This is a genomic window from Kribbella shirazensis, assembly GCF_011761605.1.
Lineage (GTDB): Bacteria > Actinomycetota > Actinomycetes > Propionibacteriales > Kribbellaceae > Kribbella > Kribbella shirazensis.
The window spans coordinates 4,866,472-4,889,537 of record NZ_JAASRO010000001.1; the positions used below are offsets into that span (position 1 = coordinate 4,866,472).

26 protein-coding genes are annotated in these 23,066 nt (G+C 69.2%); 14 read left to right on the plus strand and 12 right to left on the minus strand.

The genetic code is table 11. The annotated features are described in order from the left end of the window. Positions 1-8 precede the first annotated feature (8 nt). Entirely contained in the window at positions 9-3,434 is a 3,426-nt protein-coding gene (locus tag BJY22_RS23495; protein ID WP_167210154.1) for a sugar-binding protein, read from the plus strand. A 96-nt stretch (positions 3,435-3,530) separates the two neighbouring features. On the opposite strand, the gene BJY22_RS23500 is transcribed toward BJY22_RS23495, so the two are convergent. The 4 genes from BJY22_RS23500 to BJY22_RS23515 form a co-directional block, all read right to left on the minus strand. Continuing rightward, positions 3,531-4,088, minus strand: coding sequence for a hemerythrin domain-containing protein (locus BJY22_RS23500; protein ID WP_167210156.1), 558 nt, complete (start codon positions 4,086-4,088; stop codon positions 3,531-3,533). Beyond that, positions 4,085-4,543 (minus strand): SRPBCC family protein, encoded by a 459-nt coding sequence (locus tag BJY22_RS23505; RefSeq protein WP_167210158.1) that lies wholly within the window; start codon positions 4,541-4,543, stop codon positions 4,085-4,087. Before BJY22_RS23505 ends, BJY22_RS23500 begins: the two co-directional genes overlap by 4 nt. Continuing rightward, a complete protein-coding gene (locus BJY22_RS23510) occupies positions 4,536-5,513 on the minus strand; it encodes a TIGR03557 family F420-dependent LLM class oxidoreductase (protein WP_167210160.1) in 978 nt (325 codons plus the stop codon). The genes BJY22_RS23505 and BJY22_RS23510 overlap by 8 nt, the downstream gene beginning before the upstream one ends. Before the next feature lie 74 nt (positions 5,514-5,587). Then, a complete protein-coding gene (locus BJY22_RS23515) occupies positions 5,588-6,580 on the minus strand; it encodes an SDR family oxidoreductase (RefSeq protein ID WP_337758886.1) in 993 nt (330 codons plus the stop codon). A 147-nt stretch (positions 6,581-6,727) separates the two neighbouring features. Here BJY22_RS23515 and BJY22_RS23520 point away from each other — a divergent pair, with 147 nt between their 5' ends. Then, positions 6,728-8,512, plus strand: coding sequence for a thiamine pyrophosphate-requiring protein (locus BJY22_RS23520; RefSeq protein WP_167210164.1), 1,785 nt, complete (start codon positions 6,728-6,730; stop codon positions 8,510-8,512). Between the two features lie 12 nt (positions 8,513-8,524). Here BJY22_RS23520 and BJY22_RS23525 read toward each other — a convergent pair whose 3' ends face one another. After that, entirely contained in the window at positions 8,525-9,847 is a 1,323-nt protein-coding gene (locus BJY22_RS23525; RefSeq protein WP_167210166.1) for a cytochrome P450, read from the minus strand. 130 nt (positions 9,848-9,977) lie between these two features. On the opposite strand from BJY22_RS23525, the gene BJY22_RS23530 reads away from it, so the two are divergent. From BJY22_RS23530 to BJY22_RS23570, 9 genes are all read left to right on the plus strand, one after another. Next, positions 9,978-10,121 carry a GPGG-motif small membrane protein gene (locus tag BJY22_RS23530; RefSeq protein WP_167210168.1) on the plus strand — a complete coding sequence of 48 codons (144 nt, stop codon included), beginning with the start codon at positions 9,978-9,980 and terminating at the stop codon, positions 10,119-10,121. A 7-nt stretch (positions 10,122-10,128) separates the two neighbouring features. Then, on the plus strand, positions 10,129-10,551 hold the full coding sequence (locus BJY22_RS23535) for a low affinity iron permease family protein (protein WP_337758887.1): 423 nt from the start codon (positions 10,129-10,131) through the stop codon (positions 10,549-10,551). Between the two features lie 10 nt (positions 10,552-10,561). Then, positions 10,562-11,734 carry an alcohol dehydrogenase catalytic domain-containing protein gene (locus BJY22_RS23540; RefSeq protein ID WP_167210170.1) on the plus strand — a complete coding sequence of 391 codons (1,173 nt, stop codon included), beginning with the start codon at positions 10,562-10,564 and terminating at the stop codon, positions 11,732-11,734. Beyond that, the gene (locus BJY22_RS23545) at positions 11,731-13,323 is read left to right on the plus strand and encodes an alpha-amylase family protein (protein ID WP_167210172.1); all 1,593 of its coding nucleotides are present in this window, start codon (positions 11,731-11,733) and stop codon (positions 13,321-13,323) included. Before BJY22_RS23540 ends, BJY22_RS23545 begins: the two co-directional genes overlap by 4 nt. A 7-nt stretch (positions 13,324-13,330) precedes the next feature. Beyond that, the gene (locus BJY22_RS23550) at positions 13,331-13,849 is read left to right on the plus strand and encodes a DUF1360 domain-containing protein (protein WP_167210174.1); all 519 of its coding nucleotides are present in this window, start codon (positions 13,331-13,333) and stop codon (positions 13,847-13,849) included. 79 nt (positions 13,850-13,928) lie between these two features. Further along, positions 13,929-14,657 carry an endonuclease/exonuclease/phosphatase family protein gene (locus BJY22_RS23555; protein ID WP_238351215.1) on the plus strand — a complete coding sequence of 243 codons (729 nt, stop codon included), beginning with the start codon at positions 13,929-13,931 and terminating at the stop codon, positions 14,655-14,657. A gap of 5 nt (positions 14,658-14,662) precedes the next feature. Next, positions 14,663-15,679 carry a DNA topoisomerase IB gene (locus BJY22_RS23560; protein WP_167210178.1) on the plus strand — a complete coding sequence of 339 codons (1,017 nt, stop codon included), beginning with the start codon at positions 14,663-14,665 and terminating at the stop codon, positions 15,677-15,679. 5 nt (positions 15,680-15,684) lie between these two features. Next, entirely contained in the window at positions 15,685-16,788 is a 1,104-nt protein-coding gene (locus BJY22_RS23565) for a YbdK family carboxylate-amine ligase (RefSeq protein ID WP_167210180.1), read from the plus strand. Further along, entirely contained in the window at positions 16,785-17,432 is a 648-nt protein-coding gene (locus BJY22_RS23570) for a HemK2/MTQ2 family protein methyltransferase (protein ID WP_167210182.1), read from the plus strand. Before BJY22_RS23565 ends, BJY22_RS23570 begins: the two co-directional genes overlap by 4 nt. Here BJY22_RS23570 and BJY22_RS23575 read toward each other — a convergent pair. After that, entirely contained in the window at positions 17,401-17,601 is a 201-nt protein-coding gene (locus tag BJY22_RS23575) for a CDGSH iron-sulfur domain-containing protein (protein WP_167210184.1), read from the minus strand. The genes BJY22_RS23570 and BJY22_RS23575 overlap by 32 nt on opposite strands. 61 nt (positions 17,602-17,662) lie before the next feature. Between BJY22_RS23575 and BJY22_RS23580 the strand changes: the two genes are divergently transcribed. After that, positions 17,663-18,679, plus strand: coding sequence for an iron-containing redox enzyme family protein (locus tag BJY22_RS23580; RefSeq protein ID WP_167210186.1), 1,017 nt, complete (start codon positions 17,663-17,665; stop codon positions 18,677-18,679). Here BJY22_RS23580 and BJY22_RS23585 read toward each other — a convergent pair. Next, positions 18,643-19,254, minus strand: coding sequence for a hypothetical protein (locus tag BJY22_RS23585; RefSeq protein ID WP_167210188.1), 612 nt, complete (start codon positions 19,252-19,254; stop codon positions 18,643-18,645). The genes BJY22_RS23580 and BJY22_RS23585 overlap by 37 nt on opposite strands. 95 nt (positions 19,255-19,349) lie before the next feature. Here BJY22_RS23585 and BJY22_RS23590 point away from each other — a divergent pair, with 95 nt between their 5' ends. Beyond that, entirely contained in the window at positions 19,350-19,766 is a 417-nt protein-coding gene (locus BJY22_RS23590) for a CBS domain-containing protein (RefSeq protein ID WP_167210190.1), read from the plus strand. 6 nt (positions 19,767-19,772) lie between these two features. Here the strand turns inward: BJY22_RS23590 and BJY22_RS23595 are convergent, their stop codons facing one another. Continuing rightward, positions 19,773-20,186 (minus strand): VOC family protein, encoded by a 414-nt coding sequence (locus tag BJY22_RS23595; protein ID WP_167210192.1) that lies wholly within the window; start codon positions 20,184-20,186, stop codon positions 19,773-19,775. Positions 20,187-20,240: 54 nt separating this feature from the next. On the opposite strand from BJY22_RS23595, the gene BJY22_RS23600 reads away from it, so the two are divergent. Next, a complete protein-coding gene (locus BJY22_RS23600; RefSeq protein WP_167210194.1) occupies positions 20,241-20,591 on the plus strand; it encodes a hypothetical protein in 351 nt (116 codons plus the stop codon). A 27-nt stretch (positions 20,592-20,618) separates the two neighbouring features. Here BJY22_RS23600 and BJY22_RS23605 read toward each other — a convergent pair whose 3' ends face one another. The 4 genes from BJY22_RS23605 to BJY22_RS23620 form a co-directional block, all read right to left on the minus strand. Continuing rightward, positions 20,619-20,795 carry a hypothetical protein gene (locus tag BJY22_RS23605; RefSeq protein ID WP_167210196.1) on the minus strand — a complete coding sequence of 59 codons (177 nt, stop codon included), beginning with the start codon at positions 20,793-20,795 and terminating at the stop codon, positions 20,619-20,621. Positions 20,796-20,872: 77 nt separating this feature from the next. Continuing rightward, the gene (locus tag BJY22_RS23610; protein WP_337758888.1) at positions 20,873-21,619 is read right to left on the minus strand and encodes a GAF and ANTAR domain-containing protein; all 747 of its coding nucleotides are present in this window, start codon (positions 21,617-21,619) and stop codon (positions 20,873-20,875) included. A 40-nt stretch (positions 21,620-21,659) separates the two neighbouring features. Then, positions 21,660-22,445 carry a sigma-70 family RNA polymerase sigma factor gene (locus tag BJY22_RS23615; protein WP_167210198.1) on the minus strand — a complete coding sequence of 262 codons (786 nt, stop codon included), beginning with the start codon at positions 22,443-22,445 and terminating at the stop codon, positions 21,660-21,662. A gap of 124 nt (positions 22,446-22,569) precedes the next feature. After that, positions 22,570-23,049 (minus strand): DUF6328 family protein, encoded by a 480-nt coding sequence (locus tag BJY22_RS23620; protein WP_167210200.1) that lies wholly within the window; start codon positions 23,047-23,049, stop codon positions 22,570-22,572. Positions 23,050-23,066 lie beyond the last annotated feature (17 nt).

Below are 23,066 nucleotides of genomic sequence, written 5' to 3' on the forward strand. Positions count from 1 at the left end.
GACACAAGATGAGGCACGGAACCAGATTGCTCGCGGCAACAGCCGCCGCGGCACTCGTGGTGACCGCAGTGATCTCCACACCCGCAGCTCCGGCCGCCGCCCCACCGGCCGATCCGTTCGTCGTGAACGTCGAGAACCTCCCGAACGGCCGCGGTGTCGCGGGCGCGATGGATCTGACGGCGTACGGCGACCTGGACTGGGTCCACGTGACCGGTCCGGGGATCGACCGCAAGTCCGGCGTACCGCAGTCGATCGCTGTCGACGACCTGAACCCCGACGGCGGCCGTACGACGCTCGACGACAGCCCGGTCTCGTTCGGCTGGTCGGACGGGGCGTCCCCGGCGACCGGTGTGACCACGGGCGGTGTCTTCAACTACGACACGACCACCGTCGGCGACACGACAGCACACGACGCCGGCTACCGGATCACGGTCCCGGCCGCGGACTCGCCACGACGCCTGGTGTTCGTGGGTGGGATCTGGCAGGCCACGGGTGCCGTGACGGTCACCGCGACCGACGGCAGCGGCGGCACCTACACCACGCCGATCACCGCGAGTGGTACGGCGGCCGTCAAGCGCTACACCGTAACCATCCGGCCAGGGGAGGGCATCGTCGTGACGGGCCGATTCGCCAGCAAACTCCACGCGGCCGGGAACCTGTCGTTGGCGGCCGCCGCGCTGTCCACGCTCGGCAAAGACTCGAGCTTCGCCGCGACCGCGACGCCCGTCTCGCTGAACCTGACCGCCGAGGGCATCGACGACTGGCTGCATCTCGACGGTACGACGACCAACCGCCGCGCAGGCGTGCCCGACTCGACGCCCCGCCTCGCGGTCACGAACCGCCAGACGGGCGGCACGATCGGGGCGCAGAACGACAATCCGGTCAGCTACTCGTGGACGAACGGTACGCCGACCGCGTCACAGCCCGGGACCCGTCACGGCGGTATCTTCTTCGCCGACGGCGCGAACACCGGCGTCGATCTCACCGATCCGTACGGCTACGACCTCACGATCCCGGCGTCGGCGGAACGCCGTACCCTGCGCTTCGTCTCGGGAGTCTGGCGTGCGTCCGCGAAGATCTCGGTCTCCGTCAACGGTGCTCCGGCGTACGAGAGCACGGAGCTGGTCAGCACCGACCCGTCGGTCACCAGGGTCTTCGAGCTGAACCTCGCCGCCGGCGACTCCGCCAAGATCAGCGCGCAGCTGACCCGCAAGACGCATGCCTCCGGCAACGTCACGCTCGCCGGCGTCACGCTGGCCGGGACGTCGGTCGACGGGTACCGGCAGCTGACGCAGAACGTGATCGACCTTGCCGCGGCGGCCGACGTGTACGCCGCGAGCGAGTCCGCGCAACGTCAACTGGACAACGCGATCGCGTCCGCCAAGGCGACGCTCACCGGCAGCGCGGCGCAGCGGAACGAGCTGCAGTTGGCGTACCTGTTCGTGAAGGCTGCCTACGACGAGGCCGTCTCGTCCGCGGCCAACGCGCAGTACACCTACGTCACCAACCCCGGTCTCACCTCGTCGTTCGGCTGGGAGGGTGATGTCAACGCGCCGATCGCCTTCATCGACGGCAGCTACCGGCTGCGGAGCCGGGGCGACGCGATGGTGACGTTCGGCGTACCGAACATCCCGGGCAAGATCAAGTGGTACAACGCCGAGGGCTACCTGCCCGCGTTCATCAGCGAGTACGCCAAGGACGGGCTCGCGATCAAGGTCGAGAACTTCGCCGACCTGGTCGTTGTCGGCGGCAACCGCTTCGAGATCGCGTACTCCCGGATGACGGTCACGAACACCACGACCTCGCAGGCCCGCCTGCCGCGGGTGTCCAACCTGTTGACGCCGCTCAACGACACCAGCGCGACCACGATCGGCGCCGGGCAGACGATCGTCCGCGACTACGCGGTGGCCGCGGACCGGTTCGGCGGTAGCTACGAGTGGCCGACCGCCGCGCAGCTGCAGCAGCTCGGTGGCTTCGACCAGCACTTCCGTCACATGCGGAAGTACTGGAACACCCGGTTGTCGGCGATCGCGAACATCACGGACCTGCCCGACCGGCGGCTGATCAACGCCTACAAGGCCGGGTACATCTACACGCTGATCATCCGCGACGACATCAACGGCACGAAGGAACTGCACGTCGGCGAGAACGGGTACGACGAGATGTTCGACCACGACACGATCGGTATCGTGGCGACCCTGCTCACCACGGGTGACTTCACCTATGCGCGCGACTACCTGACCTCACTGCCGGCCCAGCTGCAGTACGACGACGCGAAGTGGAAGTACAGCTGGCCGTACGCCCTGTACCTGCAGCGCACCGGCGACAAGGAGTTCATCCGCAGCCGGTTCGAGACGATCAAGAAGAACACGCACACGATCGAGACCGACCGTGTCGACGGCGGCACCGGGATCATCAAGCAGACCTTCGCGATCGACTCGCTCGGGTACTGGACGATCGACAACTGGTCCGCGCTGACCGGTCTGACGACGTACCGCTATCTCGCCACGGCACTCGGCGAGACCGCGGAGGCCGCGTGGGCGAAGGCGGAGTACGACGACCTGCTGAAGGTGGCGACCGCCCGCATCGAGCAGACGATGAAGCAGTACGACCTGGACTACCTCCCGGTCTCGATGGTCGAGCCGAACGAGACCGGTCCGCGCAGTGACCCTCGGGACGCGAACTGGGCCTCGATGTTCCTGTTCGGCCGCTGGGCGTGGGACGGGTACCTGTTCGGCGCGGAGCAGACCGGGACGATGTTCGACAAGATCGACGACACCTACACGCACGGTTTCGAACGGCGTCAGGAGGTGTCCGACACGATCTACAACTTCGGCGGGTACCCGCACGGGTACTTCTCGAGCGCGTACAACGCGGGCTACGGAAGCGCGGCGCTGCGCGGTGAGCAGTACCGCGATCTGGGCATCAAGTCGTACCAGTACATGATCGACAAGACGCAGAGCGGGCCGTTCGGCTGGTGGGAGGGCGTCGACTACCCGAGCGCCACCTCGCCGTGGAACATCGACCACGCCCGTGGCGGCGGCGGTTCGAACCAGCACATGTGGGGTCAGTCGACCGCGACCAAGGTGCTGTTCGACTCGCTGATCGCGGAGAAGTCCGACGGCACGGTGATCGTCGGGCGCGGCGTGCCCAACGAGTGGGTCCGCACACAGGAGAAGATCGGGCTGGACGACTACCCGATCACCAACGGTGGGCGGCTCGGGTACCGGCTGACCACGGCCGGCAAGAGCGTGACGATCCAGTTCACCGGCGACACCAGCCGCGCCACGGGCTACAGCGTCGAGCTTCCGGCCCTGCGGAACAACATCGCCGGCGTCTCGGTCGATTCCGCCACCGTCAACGAGTCCGCCGGCACCATCCAGTTGCCCCGCGGCACGACGCGCGTCACCATCACTCTCCGCCACACAGTGTGATCAGCGCCGTGTGACCAGCGCGGTATTCATAGCGCCGTGGCCGGGGCCCCTCCGTGGGGTCCCGGCCACGGACGACTCAGTGGGACTCAGCACGACTCACTGTTCGGCGTGCTTCTGGACTTCCTTCTCGAGCTTGTCCTTGGGGAGCTTGGACGCACCGGGGATGTCCGCGTTGCTGGCCTGCTGGGCGAGCTGCTCCCGGGTGAGGTCGCCAGGCTGCTCGCCGAGGTGCTGCTTGCGGCTGGCCGCGAACGCATCGCCGAGTTCGGACCGGCGCTCGTCCGACAGGTTGGAGCGCATACCGGGCAGAACCTTGGTCTCTTCCTCCTCGACATGGTGGGAGACGGCGTCGACCAGGTTCTGCAGGACCCTGTCGAAGTCTCCCGACGTCGGATCCGTGGCGGCGAGTTTCGCGAGCAGTTGGTCGGCCTCGATGTGCTCCTGCTGGCTGTGCGAGACCTCTTCCTTCTCGCCGGCCTCGGAGGCGGCCACCGGGTACACCTCGGCCTCTTCGGCCCGGCTGTGCGCGGTCAGCAGGGTGGTCAGCACCGGCAGGAGGGTCGGCCGCTTCTCCGGCTCGTCCTTCAGCGCGTCGAACAGCCGCTCCACTTCGCGGTGGTCCTGCATGATCAGGTCGACGACATCCGTACTCATCGTTGCTCCCCTTCGGAGGACTCGGTCGGCTGGTCGTGCTCGACCGCCGTTTTGATGGTGGCCAACGTCCGGTCGAGTTCCTCGTCGACGTTGGTGGTCTCGGTGGTGTGGAGCCGGACGGTGAGCTTCGACGTACCGTCGGCGACGAAGTCCACGATCAGTTCGCCGCCGTACCGGTGCGGACCGTCCATGCCCCAGCGCAGGACGCGGTCCTCGTCGAGGACGTCGATCCAGCCGTCGCGGTGGCCGCCGCCGACGGTGACGTCGACGTCCTCGTGCACGGCCTGGTGCGGCCGGCGCGCCTCGGGGCCCTGTGCGGTGACCGGGGTCTCCGCGGTGCGGTGCAGCGAGGTCAGCCAGGGGATGTACTCGGGCAGGTGGTCGAGGTCGGACAGCCGGTCGAACAGGATGTTCGGCGCGACGTCGACCGTGGTCCAGGCTTCGTGGTTACCCATGGGAACGCTCCTTCCGGAGACGCAGTTCGGGCAGCACCTCGGTCCGGTAGAGGTTCATCATGTCGACGCTGTGCGGGCCGATGTTCGCGACGTACACCTCGTCGAACCCCGCCTCGATGTACGGCGTGAACGCGTCGACGTGGACGTCGGCCTTCGGCCCGCAGGCGACCGACTGCGCCGTGGACTCCTTGGTGACCAGCTGGCTCGCCTGCTCGAAGTGCCGTGGTGAGGGGAGCACCTGGGCGAGCTCGCCGGGAAGGCCGGAGTTGCCCCAGATCCGGTGCGCCTGCTCGATGCCTTCTTCCTCGGTCGGCGCGTAGCTGACCTTGAAGCCGGCCTGTGCCGGTTTGTCGCCGCCGCCGTTCTCCCGGAACCGGCGCAGCAGCTCCTGGTCGGGCGACGTCGTCACGTACCCGTCCGCGATCCGCGCCGCGAGATCTGTTGCCTCCGGCCCGAATCCGGACATGTAGATCGGCAGCGGCTCCTTCGGGCGGGTGTAGATCCTCGCCGTGTCGACCGTGTAGTGCTTGCCGTGGTGGTTGACGAACCCGTCCTCGGTCCACAGCCGGCGCATGATCTCGACCGCTTCCTCGAGCATCTCCAGCCGTACGTCGGCGGTCGGCCAGACCGTCCCGAGGATGTGCTCGTTCAACGCCTCGCCGGAGCCCACGCCGAGCCGGAACCGGCCGTTGAGCAGCACGGCGCTGGTGGCGGCCGCCTGGGCGATCACGACCGGGTGGGTGCGGACGGTCGGGCACGTGACGGCGGTCGTCACCGGCAGTTCGCACACCTGGGAGATCGCACCGATCGCCGACCAGACGAAGGCGCTCTGCCCCTGCTCGTCGTTCCACGGGTGGAAGTGGTCACTGATCCACAGGGCGTCGAAGCCGGCCTCCTCGGCCATCCGGGCCTGTTCGATCAGCTCAGCAGGCGTGTACTCCTCGCTGGACAGGAAGTATCCGATCTTCACGTGCTGCCTCCGATCAGTCGCTCACTTCTGGGGTGCCCTTTGTTGCTGTCTGCATTCACCTGGTGTGGCCTGCGCTACCGCCGTGCGCGGGCGGCGCGGACCGTGGCCGCGGCGGCGCCGGCGGCCAGCGCACCGATCAGGCCGCGATGCCGGGCTGCCCACATCTGGTAGCTGCGCCCGGTCGAGCGGTCGTCGAACGCTCCGTGCGCGCCGTAGTCGCGGCTGCGGTCGTCGGCGGGTCTCCACAGGTTCGCGGTCTGCTCGTTGGGCAGGTCGGCCTGCTGTGCCTTGTAGCCGGTCCGCGCGAGGTAGCGGTCGAGAAGCCCCGGGACGAACTTGTTCGCGATCAACGTGGCGACCGTCGGCGCACCGATCCAGTACTCGCGGCGCCGTGGATGATCGGCGGCGTAGACGACCGCGTCCGCGGCCACCTCGGGCTGGAAGATCGGCGGTACCGGCTGCGGGTGCTTGGGCAGCCGGGACAGCACCCAGGAGAACTGCGGCGTGTTGACCGCGGGCAGCTGCACCATCGTGGCGTGCACGTTCGACTTGTCGTGCAGCAGTTCGCAGCGCAGCGAGTCGTGGAAGCCCTGGATCGCGTGTTTCGCCCCGCAGTACGCCGACTGCAGCGGGATCCCGCGGTACGCCAGCGCCGATCCGACCTGCACGATCGTGCCGTGGCCGCGAGGCTTCATCCGGTCGAGTGCGGCGCGGGTCCCGTAGACGTACCCGAGGTAGGTCACCTCGGTGGTGCGCTTGAACTCGTTCGGCGCGATCTCCAGGAACGGCGCGAACACCGAGGTGAAGGCAACGTTCACCCACACGTCGATCGGTCCGAGGTCCTTCTCGATCCGTTCCGCGGCGGCCTCGACCTGCTCGTAGTCGGACACGTCGACCGGGATCGCCAGCGGGATCCCGCCGGCGTCGGCGACATCGCGGACGGCGCCCTCCAGCCCGGACTCGCCCCGGGCCAGCAGCGCCACCTTGTCGCCGCGCAGCGCGAACGCGACCGCACTGGCCCGCCCGACACCGGCGCTGGCTCCGGTCACCACGACAACCCGTGCCACGTTCTCCTCCTCCGTCGGCGGACCCGCACGTTCCATCTCCCAGTGACCACCGCGGACGGCTCGAAACCCGTTTGCCGCGGACCGGCCGGGGTACCGCGCGGGCGGTCCGCGCCGATACCCGCCGATACAGCCCTCGGGAGGATTGCCATGAGCACGACGGTCGGTGACTACGTACTCCAGCGCCTGCGGGACTGGGGTGTCGACCACGTCTTCGGGTACGCCGGGGACGGGATCAACGGACTGCTCTCGGCCTGGCAGCGGGCGGACAACCAGCCGCGGTTCGTGCAGGCCCGGCACGAGGAGATGTCCGCGTTCCAGGCCGTCGGGTACGCGAAGTTCACCGGCCGGGTCGGCGTCTGTACGGCGACCAGCGGTCCGGGCGCGATCCACCTGCTGAACGGCCTGTACGACGCGAAGCTCGACCATGTCCCCGTGGTGGCGATCGTCGGCCAGACGGCCCGCAGTGCGATGGGCGGCAGCTACCAGCAGGAGGTCGACCTGCACACGCTGTTCAAGGACGTCGCATCGGAGTACTGCGAGACGGTGATGGTTGCGGAGCAGCTGCCGAACGTGCTCGACCGCGCGATCCGGATCGCGACGGCCCGGCGTTCGGTGACCGCGCTGATCATCCCGTCGGACCTGCAGGAGTTGGAGTACACACCGCCGTCGCACGCGTTCAAGATGGTGCCGTCGAGCACCGACCTCAGCTGGTCGGCGCCGGTCCCCGCGGCGGACCAGCTGGACCGGGCCGCGGAGATCCTGAACGCGGGCTCGAAGGTCGCGATCCTCGTCGGTCAGGGCGCGCGCGGCGCTGTCGACGAGCTGACCGAACTCGCGGAGCTCACCGGCGCCGGCGTCGCGAAGGCCCTGCTGGGCAAGGACGTTCTGTCCGACGAGCTGCCCTGGGTGACCGGCTCGATCGGGTTGCTCGGCACGCGGCCGTCGTACGAACTGATGACGGACTGCGACACCCTGCTGGTGGTCGGGTCGAACTTCCCGTACTCCCAGTTCCTGCCGGAGTTCGGGCAGGCACGGGGGATCCAGATCGATCTCGATCCGACCATGATCGGGATGCGGTACCCGTTCGAGGTGAACCTGGTCGGTGACGCGGCCCGGACCTTGCGGGCGCTGATCCCGCTGGTCCAGCAGAAGGAGGACAGGTCGTGGCGGTCGGGGGTCGAGGACAAGGTCGCGCGGTGGTGGGAGGTGATGGACAGGCGTGCGCATACCTCGGCAGATCCGATCAACCCGGAACTGGTGTTCCACGAACTGTCCGGACGGCTGCCGTCGAACGCGATCCTGGCGGCCGACTCGGGATCGGCGGCGAACTGGTACGCGCGGCACATCCGGATCCGGGGTGACATGCGGGGATCGTTGTCCGGGACGCTCGCCACGATGGGGCCCGGCGTGCCGTACGTGATCGGGGCCAAGTTCGGGCTACCGGACCGGCCCGGGTACGCGCTGGTCGGTGACGGCGCGATGCAGATGAACGGGCTGAACGAGCTGATCACGATCGCGAAGTACTGGCGGGACTGGGCGGATCCGCGGCTCGTGGTCGCCGTCCTGCACAACAACGACCTGAATCAGGTGACGTGGGAACTGCGGGCGATGGGCGGATCCCCGCAGTTCCTGCCCTCGCAGGAGCTTCCGGAGTTCCCGTACGCCGGGTACGCCAAGCTGCTCGGTCTGCACGGGGTGACCGCGGAGAAACCGGAGGAGGTCGTTCCGGCGTGGGAGGAGGCACTGCGGGCGGACCGGCCGTGTGTGGTCGAGTTCCGGACCGATCCCGCCGTACCGCCGATCCCGCCGCACGCGACCTGGGACCAGCTCGAGAAGGCGCTGGAGTCGATCGTGCGCGGTGACAGCGACCGGGGCGCGATGATCAAGGAAGGCTTCAAGTCGAAGGTCCAGGAGTTCCTGCCCGGCAAGTGACCACTGGCTGATCTACTGGCCTCGCCGCCAGAAGCCGATCCGGACGGTCGCGTGGTTGAACGTGCGCGGCATGGCTCCGGCGAGCCGCGCCCGGGTGGTGGGATCGACGTCCAGCTCGTACCGCGCGGCGATGTGGCTGACCGCGGTACTCGTGGTCAGCAGGACGACGTTCTGCCCGGGACACGCGGCCGGGCCTTCGCTGAACGGGATGATCGGCCACGGGCCGGCGCTGCGCCCGTCGAGCCAGACGGCCGGTTCGCACCGGTTCGCGAAGTCGAGCGCCTCGTCGTCGCGATGGAAGACCGAACTCACGATCGCGAACTCGGTCCCGGCCGGGGCGATCCGCCCATGCCACTCGGTGTCCTCGCGGGCCTGCCGCAGGACGACGAGGGTCGTCGGCCAGAGACGCACCGACTCCTGTATCGCGGCGCCGGCCTCGGCGAGCAACGGTGAGGCGTCCGGGTGCCGGGCCTCGGCGACGATCGGATCGAGCATCCGGGGGTGGGTTCCGAGTACTGCGAGGGTTCGCCAGAGCGCGATGCCCGCGGCGTCGAAGGCGAACAACCAGTGTGGCACCTGCCCGGCCGGGTCGAGCGACTCGGGGCGCCGGTCGAGGGCCTCGACAAGGGTCCCGGGCTCGGCCTTGTCGACGTACTGCGCAATCGCCGTGAGGAACTCGCTGCGGACCTCCTCGTGGTTCGGGCCGAACTGCGCCCAGTTCGCGTCGGCGCGCAACTGGTCGAGTTGCGCGGTGAGTTGCACGTCGTCGCGGGCGGCGTCACCGAGGACGATCCGCCGGACGATGCGCGACCAGACGGCGCGGAAGTCTTCCCAGCCGAGCGTGGCGTGCAGGCCGTCGAGTTCCGCACGGATGAGCTCGACGAACCGGTGGCCGTGATGGTGCACCGGGTTGTGTGTGTCAAGCGCTTGTTCGTTGAGTTCGCGGCGCCCGGCCCGCAGTGGTGGATTGCTGACCAGGACCGCGTGTGGCTGGAAGTGCGTCAGGGCGCCGACCTTCTCACCCGACGCGGCCGCGAACGGCTCGGGCGTCTCGGCCAGCAACCGGTGCACGTCGTCGCCGGCGAGGACGAGTGCGATCGTCCGGCCGGGAACGCGGAACAGCACGGGGCCGTCGCCGTACTTGCGGCGCAGCCGGCGGACGCAACGCAGCGCCCGGTCGTCGGCGTGCAGTCGCTCGGCGAGTGTCCCGAGCCGGGGCCTGCGCAGGATCGGTCCCTGGGCGATCACAGGCACCAGGACATCGCGCAGGATGCGGGCGGTGTCCGGCGCGGAAGCGAACGGCAGCGGTGTCGGCAGTGTCGGCGGTGTCGGCATGGACGACCGGTGTCCGTCCACACGTGGTCGAAAACGTCCACGTTTGACCCGAATCGGCCAGGGAACCGGTCAGGCCGCACGGGGATTCAACCCGCCGGGTGATTTCCCGGCTCAGCAAAGGGGAAGGACCATGGGGCTCATTCTGTGGATCATCGCCGCGATCCTCGTGATCGCCGGGATCGTGTCACTGTTCCGCGGCCAGGTGTTGTGGGGCGCGGCACTGATCATCATCGGTCTGTTGGTCGGCCCTGGCGGCGTCAGCATCTTCACCTGAGGCCGGCGTGACGAACACCGTGGCACGGGCCGACCAGCATGCGCACATGCCGTCGGACGTGTCGGGCCGGCCGGGCTTCTTCGACCGGTTCGCCACCGCCGCGTCCGGGTTCGCGTCCAGAGCGTGGTTCTTCGCGCTCTGCGTGCTCCTGGTCGTGGTGTGGGCGCCGTCGTACTTCGTCATCGGGTCGGTCGACACGTGGCAGCTGATCATCAACACCGCGACGACCATCGTGACGTTCCTGATGGTGGCGCTGCTGCAGAACTCGCAGACCCGGGCCGACGCCTCCGTGCAGGACAAGCTGAACGCCGTCGCGGCGGCGCTGGCCGCCCTGATGGAGCAGCAGTCCGAGAACTCGTCCGACCTGCGTGACGCGACCAAGGAGCTGCGGCAGGCGGTCGGCCTGGAGGACCGCGAGAAGAGTTCGTGAAGGAGGCTGGATGAAGGCACTGACCTGGCAGGGAAAGCGGGAGGTCGGGTACGGCGACGTACCGGATCCGCGGATCCAGGAGCCGACGGACGCGATCGTGCGAGTGACGTCGAGCGGGATCTGCGGGTCGGACCTGCATCTGTACGAGGTGATGGGTCCGTTCCTCGACGTCGGAGACGTGCTCGGTCACGAGGTGATCGGGGTCGTGGAGGAGACCGGGACCGAGGTCGACGGGCTGCGGCCCGGGGACCGCGTCGTCGTACCGTTCCAGATCGCCTGCGGGTCGTGCTTCATGTGTTCGCAAGGACTGCAGACGCAGTGCGAAACGACGCAGGTCCGCGACCAGGGGATGGGCGCGGCACTGTTCGGCTACACCAAGCTGTACGGGCAGGTCCCGGGCGGGCAGGCGGAGTACCTGCGGGTGCCGCAGGCGCAGTACGGCCCGATCAAGGTGCCGGAGGGGCCGCCCGACGACCGGTTCGTCTACCTGTCCGACGTACTCCCGACGGCCTGGCAGGCGGTCGAGTACGCCGGGATCCCGGCCGGCGGCACGGTCGTCGTGCTCGGACTCGGCCCGATCGGCGACATGGCATCCCGCATCGCCCTGCACCGTGGGCATCGCGTGATCGGTGTCGATCTGGTGCCCGAGCGGCTCGAGCGGGCGCAGGGGTACGGCGTGGAGACGCGGATGTACTCGGCCGACGTGGCCGCGCAGCTGCGGGACCTGACCGACGGCCGCGGACCGGACTCGGTGATCGATGCCGTCGGCATGGAAGCGCACGGCTCGCCGGTCACCCGCGTTGCCCAGCAGGCAGTGGGACTGCTGCCGGACGCGATCGGACGCACGTTCATGCGGAAGGCCGGTGTCGACCGGATGGCCGCGCTGCTGCTCGCGATCGACATCGTCCGTCGTGGGGGAACGATTTCGCTGGTCGGGGTGTACGGCGGTATGGCGGATCCGCTGCCGATGCTGACGATCTTCGACAAGCAGCTCCAGCTGCGGATGGGGCAGGCCAACGTACGCCGGTGGAGCGACCAGATCCTGCCGTTGCTGACCGATGAGGACCCGTTGCACGTCGACACGTTCGCGACGCACCACCTCCCGTTGTCGGACGGGCCGGCGGCGTACGAAACCTTCCAGAAGAAGGCAGACGGCGCGGTCAAGGTGTTGCTGCGGCCATGAACCTCGACGGACGGGTCATCTACCAGCTGGATCCGGCGACGTTCTTCGATGCCGACGGCGACGGTGTCGGTGATTTCGAGGGGGTCAGCCGGAAGCTCGACCATGTGCGGGCGGTCGGTGCGGACACGGTGTGGCTGCAGCCGTTCTACGTCTCGCCGTACCTGGATGCCGGGTACGACGTCGTCGACCACCGGGACGTGTCGGCGCGGTTCGGGACGATGGCGGAGTTCGAGCAGCTCGTCGAGCGGTGTCATCAGCTCGATCTCCGGGTCATGGTCGAACTCGTCGCGCAGCACACCTCGATCCATCATCCGTGGTTCCGCGCGGCCCGCAACGACCCGGACTCGCCGTACCGCGACTACTACGTCTGGGCGCCCGAGCCGCGGGACGACCCGGCGGTCCCGGAGCCGGTCTTCCCCGGGGCCGAGGAGTCGGTCTGGGCGTACGACGACCATGCCGGAAAGTACTACCGGCATGCGTTCTACCGGCACGAGGCGGACCTGGACGTGGGCCACCCGGAGGTCCGTGAGGAGATCCGGAAGACCATCCGCCACTGGCTGGACCGGGGCGTGGACGGCTTCCGCGTCGACGCGGTGCCGTACATGGTCCGGCAGGCGGCGCTGACCGACGACCGCGACGACGGCTACTGGTTTCTCACCGAGCTGGCCGCCGCTGCCGACGGCGCCCCGCTGATGGGTGAGGTGGACGCGCCCCCGGACCAGTACGACGACTACTTCGGAGACGCCGACCGGTTGCACGCGATCCTGGACTTCTGGACGAACAACCTGCTGTTCCTCGCGCTGGCACGGCGCGAGGCGGAGCCGCTGATCCGGGCGCTGCGCGAGCAGCCGGAGCCCCCGGACGGCTGCACGTACGTGAACTGGCTGCGCAACCACGACGAGCTGGATCTCGAGAGGTTGTCGGAGAACGAGCGCGACGAGGTGATGACGGAGTTCGCGCCGGCCGCGGAGATGCGCGCCTTCGGACGGGGCATCCGGCGCCGGCTGGCCCCGATGCTCGGCGACGCCCGCCGGACCGCGATGGCGCACGCGATCGTCGAGTCGTTGCCGGGGGCACCGGTTGTGCGGTACGGCGAGGAGATCGGGATGGGGGAGGACCTGTCGCTGCCCGACCGGATGTCGGTACGCACGCCGATGCAGTGGTCCCCCGAGCTCAACGGCGGGTTCAGCAAGGCCCCGCCGGGGGTGGTAGGACCTGGTCCGATCCAGGCCGGGCCGTTCGCGTTCTCGCGGGTCAACGTCGAGGACCAGGAGTTGCGGTCGGACTCGCTGCTCAGCCGGGTATCCCAGCTCGTGCGTACCCGGCGGCAGCTGGGGGAGTTGCCGTCGCACCGCAGCGAGCCCGTCGCGTTCGAGCATCCCGCGGTCTTCGGCGTCCTGCACCATCGCGCGGACGATTCGATCCTGATGCTGGCGAACCTGTCCGCCGACGAGGTGCATCTCGGTTTGCCGTACGACGTCCGTGCCGATCTGCTCGCCGACAGCGAGTACAACCCGGCGACCAACGACTCCCTGCGACTCGCGGGCCATGGATACCGCTGGCTGCGCGTCCACGACCACACGAGGTGAAGGTGCGATGACGAAGGTGTCCGACTCGATCCGTGCGGAAGCCGACGAGTACCGGCAGGGTTCGCCGCGGCCGCTGGGCGGTTACGCGGTGGCGATGACGGTGTTCGGCGGCCTGGCCGGTGCCGCCGGGGCGGTCGCCGCGTTGCGTGGTACGGCGGAGCGGCGCATCTCGCCGTACGACCTGATCCTGATGACGGCGGGCACGCACAAGCTCGCGCGACTGGTGGCGAAGGACGCGGTCACCAGTCCGCTGCGGATGCCGTTCACGCGCTATCGCGAGAGCGGCGGGCCGGCCGAGGTGATGGAAGAGGCCCGTGAGGAGGGACAGCTCCGGCATGCGATCGGCGAGCTGGTCAGCTGCCCGTTCTGCTTGTCCGTCTGGGTCGCGACGGGTTTCAGCATCGGGTTCTTGTTCGCGCCGCGCTTCACCCGGGTCGTGGCGTCGACGCTGACCGCGGTCGCCGGCTCCGACTACCTGCAGCTCGTCTACGCGTCCCTCCAACAGACCGCGGAGCAGAAGCAGTAGCCCTCGATCGGCGTGTCCTCGTGTCGTCGCGGGTACCGGTACAGCGCGATACGAGGAGGGTGAGACAGCCGTGAGGTTCATGACGTGGAACGTCTGGGGACGGTTCGGAGATCACTGGTTACGGCGCCAGCGCGCGATCGCCGAAACGGTACGACGGCAACGGCCCGATTTCGTTGCCCTGCAGGAGACCTGGCGCCGTGACGGGCAGGAGCAGACGGGTCTTCTCGGGTTCGAACTGGGTATGGGTTCGGTCTTCGCCCCGTCCCGGATGCCGCAGGACCCGGATCCCGATGTCCATCTCGGTCTGGGCATCCTGAGCCGGTTCCCGCTGCGGGAGGTGGAGCAGCACACGCTGTCGGCCGAAACGGTCGCGCTGCGTGCGGAGATCCGGCTGGGGACAGGCAGTCTGCACTTCGTCACCAGCTGTCTGGACTGGGAAGAGGACCACGAGCACGAGCGGCTCGAGCAGGCGACCGCGCTGGCGTCGCTCGCGTCCGATCTCATGGCCGACGGTGACGACGTGATCGTCGCGGGTGATCTGAACACGCCGCCCGACCGGCCGGAGCTCAAGCCGTTGCTCGACGTACTCACCGACTGCTGGCAACCACAGGCGTACGACGGCGTCACCTACAGCTCGCGCAATCCGTACCTGGGCACCGGCGAATGGCTCGAGGACCAGCGGATCGACTACATCCTGGCCACCGAGGGCCTGGTTCCGACGGACGCCCACTTGGTCGGGTTCGACGAGGACCACGGCCGGCCGCCGTCCGACCACTACGCCGTCGTCACCGACGTACCGGTGGCCTGATCGCCATGCGCCTGCGGCGGAGTCATCCGGACCAGCCAGGCTTCAGCCGCCGGCGGCGCGGCCGCGGTTTCGCATACTACGATGCCGACGGCAACCTGATCGAGGACACCGACGTCGTCGAACGGATCCGGACGCTGGCGATCCCGCCCGCCTGGAAGGACGTGTGGATCAGCCCTTTTCCGAACGGGCACATCCAGGCGGTCGGTACCGATCAGGCCGGACGCAGGCAGTACCTCTACCACGACGACTGGCGGACCACGCAGGACGCGGACAGGCACGACCGGGTCCGGCAGTTGGCGCGGAAGCTGCCGGCGTTCCGCGAGGCGCTCGACGCGGACCTGGACCGGCGCGGCCTCGACCGGCGGAAGGTGCTGGCGGTCGCGCTGCGGATGCTCGACTACGGCGTCTTCCGGACCGGTAACACGCAGTACGCCGAGGAGAACGGCAGCCGTGGCGCCGCCACGTTGCTGCGCCGCGACGTCCGCGTCAGCCGGGGTCGGCTGGTGTTCGACTTCGTCGCGAAGGGCGGGCAGCGCCGGACGATCGAGCTGGACGACGACGAACTCGTGGCGGCGGTCCGGTCGCTGAAGCGCGGCCGGCACGGGAACTCGCGGCTGCTGGTGTACCGCGACGAGGACGGGTACCACGAGATCGACGCGGGGATGATCAACGAGCGGTTCCACGAACTGGTCGGTGACGACTTCACCGTCAAGGACCTGCGGACCTGGACGGCGACCGTGCACGCCGCGCTGGACCTGGCCGAGGCGGATCCGCCGACGACGAAGCGCGCGCTCGACGAGGCCGTCAAGGACATGCTCGAGGAGGTCTCGGACCACCTGGGCAACACGCCTGCCGTCGCGCGCTCGTCGTACGTCGATCCGCGCGTCGTCGAGCAGTACGAGCACGGGCACACGATCGCGGACACCGTCGACCGGGCCGGCGACGACCTCGGCGACGAGGCGACCCGCGCCCGGCTGGAACGGTCGGTCAACAAGATCCTCGACCGGGACACCCGGGTGTGATGGGGGTGCCCAACGATCATGCGCCGGACGCGGTCCGCCCGGAGGAGCTCCGGGCGGTGTTCGCCGGGACCGTCGCCGGTACCGTCGGGATCGAGGAGGAGTTGCTGCTGGTGGATCCCACGAGTGGGCTGCCGGTCGACGCGGCCGGTGTGTTAGGTGCCGTCGGCAACCCGCGGATCAAGCAGGAGCTGCCCGCCTGTCAGGTCGAGATCGCGACCTTCGTGCACAAGGATCCGGTCGATGCGGTCCGGGAACTGCGACGGTGCCGGATGCTCCTGGCCGCCGCGTGCGGCGCCGGCGTGACTCCGATCGCGGCGCCGGTCCACCCGTTGATCGACGGTCCCGTCGCGCTGGCGCGCACCGCGCGGGCCGCGGATCTCGCGGGCCGGTACCGCGAGGTCATCGGGCGGCAGCTGGTGTCGTCGTTGCAGATCCATCTGGCGTTCGGTGACGCGGACTGCACGTTGGGCGTGTACCACGCGTTGCGGAATCTCCTGCCCGAGCTGGCCGCGTTGGCGGGCGCTGCGCCGTTCGTTGCGGGACGCGACACCGGGTTGTGCTCGGCACGGCCGGTGATCGCCGCCGAGCTGCCTCGGCAGGGCGTGCCACCGGTCATCGCCTCGTGGGACGACTTCGCCGCCGATCTGTCCTGGGCGGTCCGTGGGCGGGCCGTGGGCGATCCCTCGGAATGGTGGTGGGAGCTTCGGCCGCACCTGCGCTACGGCACGCTCGAGCTGCGCGTCCTCGACGTACAGGCGACGACGGATCGAGCCGGTGCGCTCGTCCGGTTCGTCTCGGCGCTCGCCGCACGGCTGACGGACTCGTACCACCTCGGTGAGCTGCCGTCACCGGCGCCGTCCTGGCGGATCGCGGAGAACCGGTGGATCGCGCTGCGCGACGGCGTCCGGGGCGAGTTGATCGACCTGCGCACCGGTGAGTCGCGTCCGGCCCGACGCTGCCTCCACGACCTGATCGACGCCGCGGATCCTTACGCGGCTGGAGGTTTGGACGATGTCCGGACGCTGGTGGAGCACCCGCCGGTGGAGCAGTTGCGGGCGCTCGGTCCGCAACGAGTCGTTCCGTGGCTCGCGGAGGTGTTCACGGCATGAGGCTGCTGACGTTGCCGGGCGTGTTCGCGCCGATCTCGGATTCGTGGATGCTGGCCGACGCCATCCGGGAGGAGCCTCTCGGCGAGGGATCGCGGGCGCTCGACGTCTGCACCGGGAGCGGCGTGCTGGCGCTCACGGCGGCGGAGTGCGGTGCGGAGACGACCGCCGTCGACGTGTCGCGGCGGGCGCTGCTCACCGTGCGGCTGAACGCGTTGCGGGCCGGTGTGCAGGTGCGGACGCTGCGGGGCCGGACGTACGGGCCGGTCGCCGGTGAACGGTTCGATCTGATCGTCAGCAATCCGCCGTACGTGCCGTCGCCGCGTCCCGACGTACCGCGCTTCGGCGCCTGCCGCGCATGGGAGGCCGGTCACGACGGACGGATCGTGCTCGACGCGCTCTGCGACGGCGCACCGGCGCACCTGCGACCGGGCGGCGCGCTGCTCGTCGTGCACTCGTCACTGATCGGCATCGACGAGACGCTCGCGCGGCTGCGCCGCGCCGGCCTGAAGGTCGAGATCCGCGCGCGGGTGCGCGGGCCGCTCGGTCCGTTGATGCGGGCTCAGCAGGCCGCCGGGACGATCCCGGCCGGCATCGAGGAAGAGGACGTGGCGATCATCCGGGCGTGTGCTCCGGCGGCCGCCTGAGCGGCAGCGTATGCGTGCCGTCACACAACGGCGGGATCCCGGTGCGGCCACAGCGGCAGAGCGCGACGGTCCGGCGGGACGCCGGCAGCGGATCGCCGTTCTCGTCGAGGAGCACGAATTCGCCCCGGACCAGTAGCGGGCCGTCCGGGTACGCGCGGATCTCTGTCATGCCCTGGCGGTACCCACCCCGCAAGCGAATCCACGAACATCCCGCCGGGTACCGGACGCCCATGCAGCTACCACCCGCACGCGGGCCGCTCAGCGCCTGGATGATCAACAATCTCAGGGGATCCGCCACCCGCACCGTCGACGTCGGTGCGTCCGATCGCCCCTACGCCGACGAGGACCTGCAGCTCGCGCTCTGGGTCGCGTACGAGCTGCAGTACCGCGGATTCGACGACGTGGCTGCCGAACGCCAGTGGGACCCGCGGATCATTGCCTTCCGCACCCGGTTGGAGCAGCCGTGGCTGGCCTGGTTGGAGGCGAACTGCCGGGTCGTCCCGAGCGCCCGGCCGATCGCGGCGCAGCTCCGGGACCTGATCGACGGCGCGGACGGTCCGCGACTGGCGCCGTACCTGCGTCGGCATGCCACGAAGGAGCAGTTCCGGGAGTTCGTCCTGAACCGCTCTGTGTACCAGCTCAAGGAGGCCGATCCACACAGCTTCGCCCTGCCACGCCTGGACGGTGCGACCAAGGCCGCGCTGATCGAGATCGAGGCGGACGAGTACGGCGGCGGGCGGCCCGAGCGGATGCATTCCGAACTCTTTCGTACGACGATGCGCTGGCTCGCGCTCGACGACACGTACGGGTACTACGTTCCCGCCGCACCTGCCGTCACCTTGGCGGTGTCGAACGTGATGTCGCTGTTCGCGATTCACAGCCGATGGACCCCGGCGCTGCTCGGGCATCTGGCCGCGTTCGAGATGACGTCCACGCTTCCCAATCGCCAGTACGCGACGGGAGCGATCCGGCTCGGTGCCTCGGAGGAGGCGGCACGGTACTTCACCGAGCACGTCGAGGCGGACGCGGTCCACGAGCAGATCGCGGCCCACGATCTCTGCGGGAACTACGTCCGGCAGCATCCCGGTGCGCTCGGCGACGTACTGTTCGGCGCTCGCTGTGCGCTGACGGCCGACGACCTCTTCGCGGAACACCTGCTGACCACCTGGGACGCCGCTGCCGCTTCAACTGTCCTTTCGCACGGTGAGTATCACTCGACCACGTCGCCGTACCGCGCTCGCTCGTAGGTGAAGAACGCGGTCATGAGCAGCACGAAGGCCGCCGCGCCGACGGGGTAGGCGATCGGGAGCGCGTCACGGCCGGCGATCCGGACGATCAGCAGCGCCGTGCCGATCCCCGCGATGGCGGTGGTGATGAGCGCGGTGGTGCAGGCGATCGAGAAGACCTCCGGGCGCTGCTTGGCGGCGAGCATCGCCAGCGCCTCGGTCGTGTCGGGCGGGTCGGAGTGGCGGCTGAACTTGCTGAAGTAGACGGCGTGGTCGGTGTCGAGGTTGCGGTAGTACCGGCGGATCCGGGCGATCGCCTGCTGGTACATGAGCCCTTGGACGCCGGTCTCGACCAGGCGGATCGTCGTCACGGCGCCGAGGCCGAACAGCAGCGGGAGGACCGCGGAGACGAACGGCCAGAACACCCGGTCGTCGTGAACGGTGAACCCGATCGCGACCAGCGAACTGGACACGGTCAGGACGAAGGCGGTCGGCCGGCTGCCGGCCTCCGAGATCGCGGAGCCGGCCGCGGACTGCAGGACGTAGCGCTCGGTGGTCCGCGCACCGAGCACGGTGGCGTGTTCTTGGCTGTCCATGGCTGCCCGGTACCCACCCGGAGCGGCTGGTTTCCTGGCGGGTGGAGTGGGCACCGCGCGGGCGTCCAGCGAATCTGGCGCAGGAGGAGGACGAAATGACGACCGCACGAGATCTGATGACGCCGGGCGCCGAGTGTGTGGGCGAGAAGGAGAGCCTGGCCGACGCGGCCCGGAAGATGCGCGACCTGGACGTCGGCGCCCTGCCGATCTGCGGTGAGGACAACCGTTTGAAAGGGATGCTGACCGATCGCGACATCGTCGTGAAGTGTGTCGCCGACGGCGGCGACCCGAACAAGACCACGGCCGGAGCCTTCGCCCAGGGCAAGCCGGTGACGATCGGCGCGGACGACTCCATCGAGGAGGCGCTGCGGACGATGGAGGAGCATCAGGTACGGCGCCTTCCGGTGATCGACGGCCACGACCTGGTCGGCATGCTCGCGCAGGCCGATGTCGTCCAGGCGGCACCGGGCCGGGCGGGCCGCACGGTCAGCGAGATCTCCGAACCCAAGTAGGGCAGGTCACTTGTCCGCGGGCACGTCGATGACGCAGAACTCGTTGCCCTCGGTGTCGCGGAGTACCACGAAGTCGTGGCGATCGGGGTACTGCCAGCCGTCGACGCGGGTCGCTCCGAGCTTCACGAGACGCTCGATGTGGCCGTCGCGGTCGGAGGTGTACAGGTCGAGATGGACCGGCGCCGGAGTGGCGGGGATATCGTCGGCCCGCTGCAGCAGTACGGCGGGACCGGCGCCGGCCGGATCGTCGAGCCGGGCGAACTGGTCGGTGTCGCCGATCCGCGCGGGACGGCGGTAGCCGAGCGCCGCCGACCAGAAGTCGGCCGCTCGGTCCAGGTCGGTCGCGTTCACACACACGGTGGCCAGCCGGAGGTCGCCGACCTCCTGGGGGCGTTCGGTAGTCAGTTGTGTACTCGGCATGTCACCACGGTGCCCGGACGGTTTGCGGGCATGCGTCGCGGGCACCGGAAAACCATGATGCACAGAGCGTGGCGAATCCTGGCAGCGGCGGTGGTACTTGGCCTCGCGCTGGTCGCTGTGCCCGCATCGGCCGGCACCGCGGCGGACCCGACGCCCTCACCGACACTGGGCTCGACGAACTCGCCTGCGCCGAATCCGCCGGGAGCGTCGGACGCGGACCCGAGCGACTACAACGGCGCCGTCTGGGTCGTGGTAGGCGCTGCGGTCGTGGTCCTCCTCGTCGGCGGCGGAACCCTCCTGCTACAGCGATCCCGCCGCCTCGAGATCAGTCAGCGGAGCACGCCCGAGGACGAGGAGCGCGCCGCGGCGGAGCGCGACCAGCCACCGACCGATCGTCGGCCCTGACCGGTCAATCCGCTTGCGACAGTTGGCCTACGTGTCGCGGGGGAGTTGCTCGTCCGGGTCCGCGTCGGGCTCTGGTTCGGGCTCCGGGTACGGCGAGAGATCCGGGTCGTCCTCCGGCCCGGTCCGGCCGGGGAAGATGCGGTCGGGATCGGCCGGGTCGTCCAGTGGCGGAACAGGCCCCGGAGGTGTGGGAACAGTGCTCATGTCAGCCTCCTTCTCCACGCTCGGGTGCTGATTCCGGTCCGGTGCCCGCAGCACGCATGCTGAAACGATCAGGCCGATCAGATCGAGGGCAGTCGCCGGCTGTCGATCAGCTGCTGGGCGACCTCGCGCAGCTTGGTGTTGGTGTCCTGGGAGTACCGCCGGAGCACCTGGAAGGCCTGATCGCCGTTCAGGTCGTAGCGCTCCATCAGGATGCCCATCGCCTGGCCCACCAGCTTCCGTGCGTCGACAGCGACCCTCAGGTTCTCCTCGCGCCGCGCGCTCGCGACCGCCACGGCCGCATGCCGGGCCAGGATGTAGGCGATGGCTTCCTCGTCCGGCCCGAAGGCGTCCGTGCGCTTGCTGTACAGGCCCAGGACACCGACCGTACCCGAGCCGGTCCACAGCGGTAGGTCGAGCACACTGCGAACGCCGAGCGCGAGCACCTTCTCCGTCCAGTCCGGCCACGACGACTCCTGCTCGGTGTCGCGCACCATGACCAGCTTCCGGGTCCGCAGGCACTCCACCAGCGGACCGTCCCCACCGATCATCTGGGACTGGAAGACATCCGCCACCGTCGAGTCGGTCACCGCCGGAACCTCCGGGCGTCCGCCCGCGGTGTGCAGCGCGACACCCGCATACTCACAGCTCAGCGCGTGCAGCGCGAAGTCGACGACCGCTTGGACGGTCTCGTCCACACCGTCGGCTTCGTGCATCTCCAGCGCCAGCCGGGAGAAGTCGTCGGCTGCCTGCCCGACGCCCGCGGCGTCCGTGGACCCGACAGGTTCGCCCTCGGTGGCACTGACTCGTCGACCGGTGTCTGTCACCAACCCATCATGCACTGATCGGGACGGCGAACCTAGTGCGTCAGGCCGAGAGCGCGAGTTGCAGGTGACCGATAATCGTGCGCAGACGCCGTGACACTTGCATCTGGCTGACACCGATCTCGGCACCGATCTCCGCCTGGGTGCGGTGGTCGACGAAGCGCCTGCGGAGGATGAGCTGATCGCGCTCGGGCAGGCCGTCGACGACCGGCAGCAGGGAGTGGACCTGGTCGACGAGTTCGTAGGTATCGCCCGGTTCGGCGACCTCCCGTACCGGGTTCAAGGTACCGGAGCCGGACGGCCGCTCGGCGTCCAGCGAGGTCGGCTGGAAACATCCCCGCGCCTGCTCCGCCTCGATGACGTCGGCGACGTCGACGCCGATCGCGTCGGCGAGCTCGCCGGAACTCGGCCAGTGCCCCAGTTCCAGGGCCATCGTGGTCTGGACGGCGTTCACCCGGGACTGGATCTCCTGCAACCGCCGCGGGAGCTTGATCGCCCACGCATGGTCGCGAAAGTGATGCCGGATCCCGCCGCGGATCGTCGGCACGGCGTACGACCGGAAGTCTGAGCCCGGCGTCGGCCGGTAGTTGCGTACGGCCCGGATCAGGTGCTCGACGGCGATCTGTTCGAGATCCTCGGCGTCGACTCCGCGACCGCGGTACCGGCGGGCGATGGTCCGGGCGAGCGGGATGCCGGCGACGATCGCCTCGTCGACGAGCTCCTCGCGGCGCTGCCCGCGACTGGCGTGTGCTGCCCGGAGGAGGCTCTCGGTCCGGGCGGACTGTTCGGCGTGGGACGACGGAACCTGGACTGGACTACTCGTAGTCATTGCGGGTTGTCCTGCCTGTGCCCGTCCCGGCCGAGTGCGGCGCCTTGTTGTACCGCGACCGGGACGCCCTCCGGGTACCCGCGGTTCGGCAGGTGAATCGTCCGCGCCGGCTGAGTCGTCGCGGTCAGCGTTTGTGCCGGACGTACGCCGGGATCACGAGCCAGAAGACCAGGAACCACACGAGTACCACGGCCACCACGGCCAGTGCGGCACTGCGCGGGAGTACGACGTCCAGCGCGATCAGCACGCCGCCGCACATCGACGCGACGAGAAACGCCATACCGCTGGTGGTCAGCCAGTGGGCGATCGTCACCAACTGGTCGCGCTGGCCTTGCTGGTACAGCACTCGGTGCAGCGCGACAGGCGCCAGGAACAGAGCGACCGCGAGGGCCGCGGCGATCAGCGTGCCGGCGTACACGGCATGCGTGAAGTCGTCCGCGCCGTGGAACGGCCCCTGGAACGCGATACCGAGCAGGAACGCGAACAGGATCTGCGTCCCGGTCTGCATCAGCCGCAGCTCCTGCAGGAGCTCGTTCCAGTGCCGATCGAGCCGTTCGCCGGACGACTCACCGTTCCGTTCGTACGCCAGCGAATCCGATCCCATGCCTCAGCCCTCCGTCG

What these genes read in the sequence shown, in the direction of transcription:
- BJY22_RS23495 (WP_167210154.1), top strand. Translation starts at nt 9, where the DNA reads ATGAGGCACGGAACCAGATTGCTCGCGGCAACAGCCGCCGCGGCACTC.
- BJY22_RS23500 (WP_167210156.1), bottom strand. Translation starts at nt 4,088, where the DNA reads ATGAGTACGGATGTCGTCGACCTGATCATGCAGGACCACCGCGAAGTG.
- BJY22_RS23505 (WP_167210158.1), bottom strand. Translation starts at nt 4,543, where the DNA reads ATGGGTAACCACGAAGCCTGGACCACGGTCGACGTCGCGCCGAACATC.
- BJY22_RS23520 (WP_167210164.1), top strand. Translation starts at nt 6,728, where the DNA reads ATGAGCACGACGGTCGGTGACTACGTACTCCAGCGCCTGCGGGACTGG.
- BJY22_RS23525 (WP_167210166.1), bottom strand. Translation starts at nt 9,847, where the DNA reads ATGCCGACACCGCCGACACTGCCGACACCGCTGCCGTTCGCTTCCGCG.
- BJY22_RS23530 (WP_167210168.1), top strand. Translation starts at nt 9,978, where the DNA reads ATGGGGCTCATTCTGTGGATCATCGCCGCGATCCTCGTGATCGCCGGG.
- BJY22_RS23540 (WP_167210170.1), top strand. Translation starts at nt 10,562, where the DNA reads ATGAAGGCACTGACCTGGCAGGGAAAGCGGGAGGTCGGGTACGGCGAC.
- BJY22_RS23545 (WP_167210172.1), top strand. Translation starts at nt 11,731, where the DNA reads ATGAACCTCGACGGACGGGTCATCTACCAGCTGGATCCGGCGACGTTC.
- BJY22_RS23550 (WP_167210174.1), top strand. Translation starts at nt 13,331, where the DNA reads ATGACGAAGGTGTCCGACTCGATCCGTGCGGAAGCCGACGAGTACCGG.
- BJY22_RS23555 (WP_238351215.1), top strand. Translation starts at nt 13,929, where the DNA reads ATGACGTGGAACGTCTGGGGACGGTTCGGAGATCACTGGTTACGGCGC.
- BJY22_RS23560 (WP_167210178.1), top strand. Translation starts at nt 14,663, where the DNA reads ATGCGCCTGCGGCGGAGTCATCCGGACCAGCCAGGCTTCAGCCGCCGG.
- BJY22_RS23570 (WP_167210182.1), top strand. Translation starts at nt 16,785, where the DNA reads ATGAGGCTGCTGACGTTGCCGGGCGTGTTCGCGCCGATCTCGGATTCG.
- BJY22_RS23575 (WP_167210184.1), bottom strand. Translation starts at nt 17,601, where the DNA reads ATGACAGAGATCCGCGCGTACCCGGACGGCCCGCTACTGGTCCGGGGC.
- BJY22_RS23580 (WP_167210186.1), top strand. Translation starts at nt 17,663, where the DNA reads ATGCAGCTACCACCCGCACGCGGGCCGCTCAGCGCCTGGATGATCAAC.
- BJY22_RS23585 (WP_167210188.1), bottom strand. Translation starts at nt 19,254, where the DNA reads ATGGACAGCCAAGAACACGCCACCGTGCTCGGTGCGCGGACCACCGAG.
- BJY22_RS23590 (WP_167210190.1), top strand. Translation starts at nt 19,350, where the DNA reads ATGACGACCGCACGAGATCTGATGACGCCGGGCGCCGAGTGTGTGGGC.
- BJY22_RS23595 (WP_167210192.1), bottom strand. Translation starts at nt 20,186, where the DNA reads ATGCCGAGTACACAACTGACTACCGAACGCCCCCAGGAGGTCGGCGAC.
- BJY22_RS23600 (WP_167210194.1), top strand. Translation starts at nt 20,241, where the DNA reads ATGATGCACAGAGCGTGGCGAATCCTGGCAGCGGCGGTGGTACTTGGC.
- BJY22_RS23605 (WP_167210196.1), bottom strand. Translation starts at nt 20,795, where the DNA reads ATGAGCACTGTTCCCACACCTCCGGGGCCTGTTCCGCCACTGGACGAC.
- BJY22_RS23615 (WP_167210198.1), bottom strand. Translation starts at nt 22,445, where the DNA reads ATGACTACGAGTAGTCCAGTCCAGGTTCCGTCGTCCCACGCCGAACAG.
- BJY22_RS23620 (WP_167210200.1), bottom strand. Translation starts at nt 23,049, where the DNA reads ATGGGATCGGATTCGCTGGCGTACGAACGGAACGGTGAGTCGTCCGGC.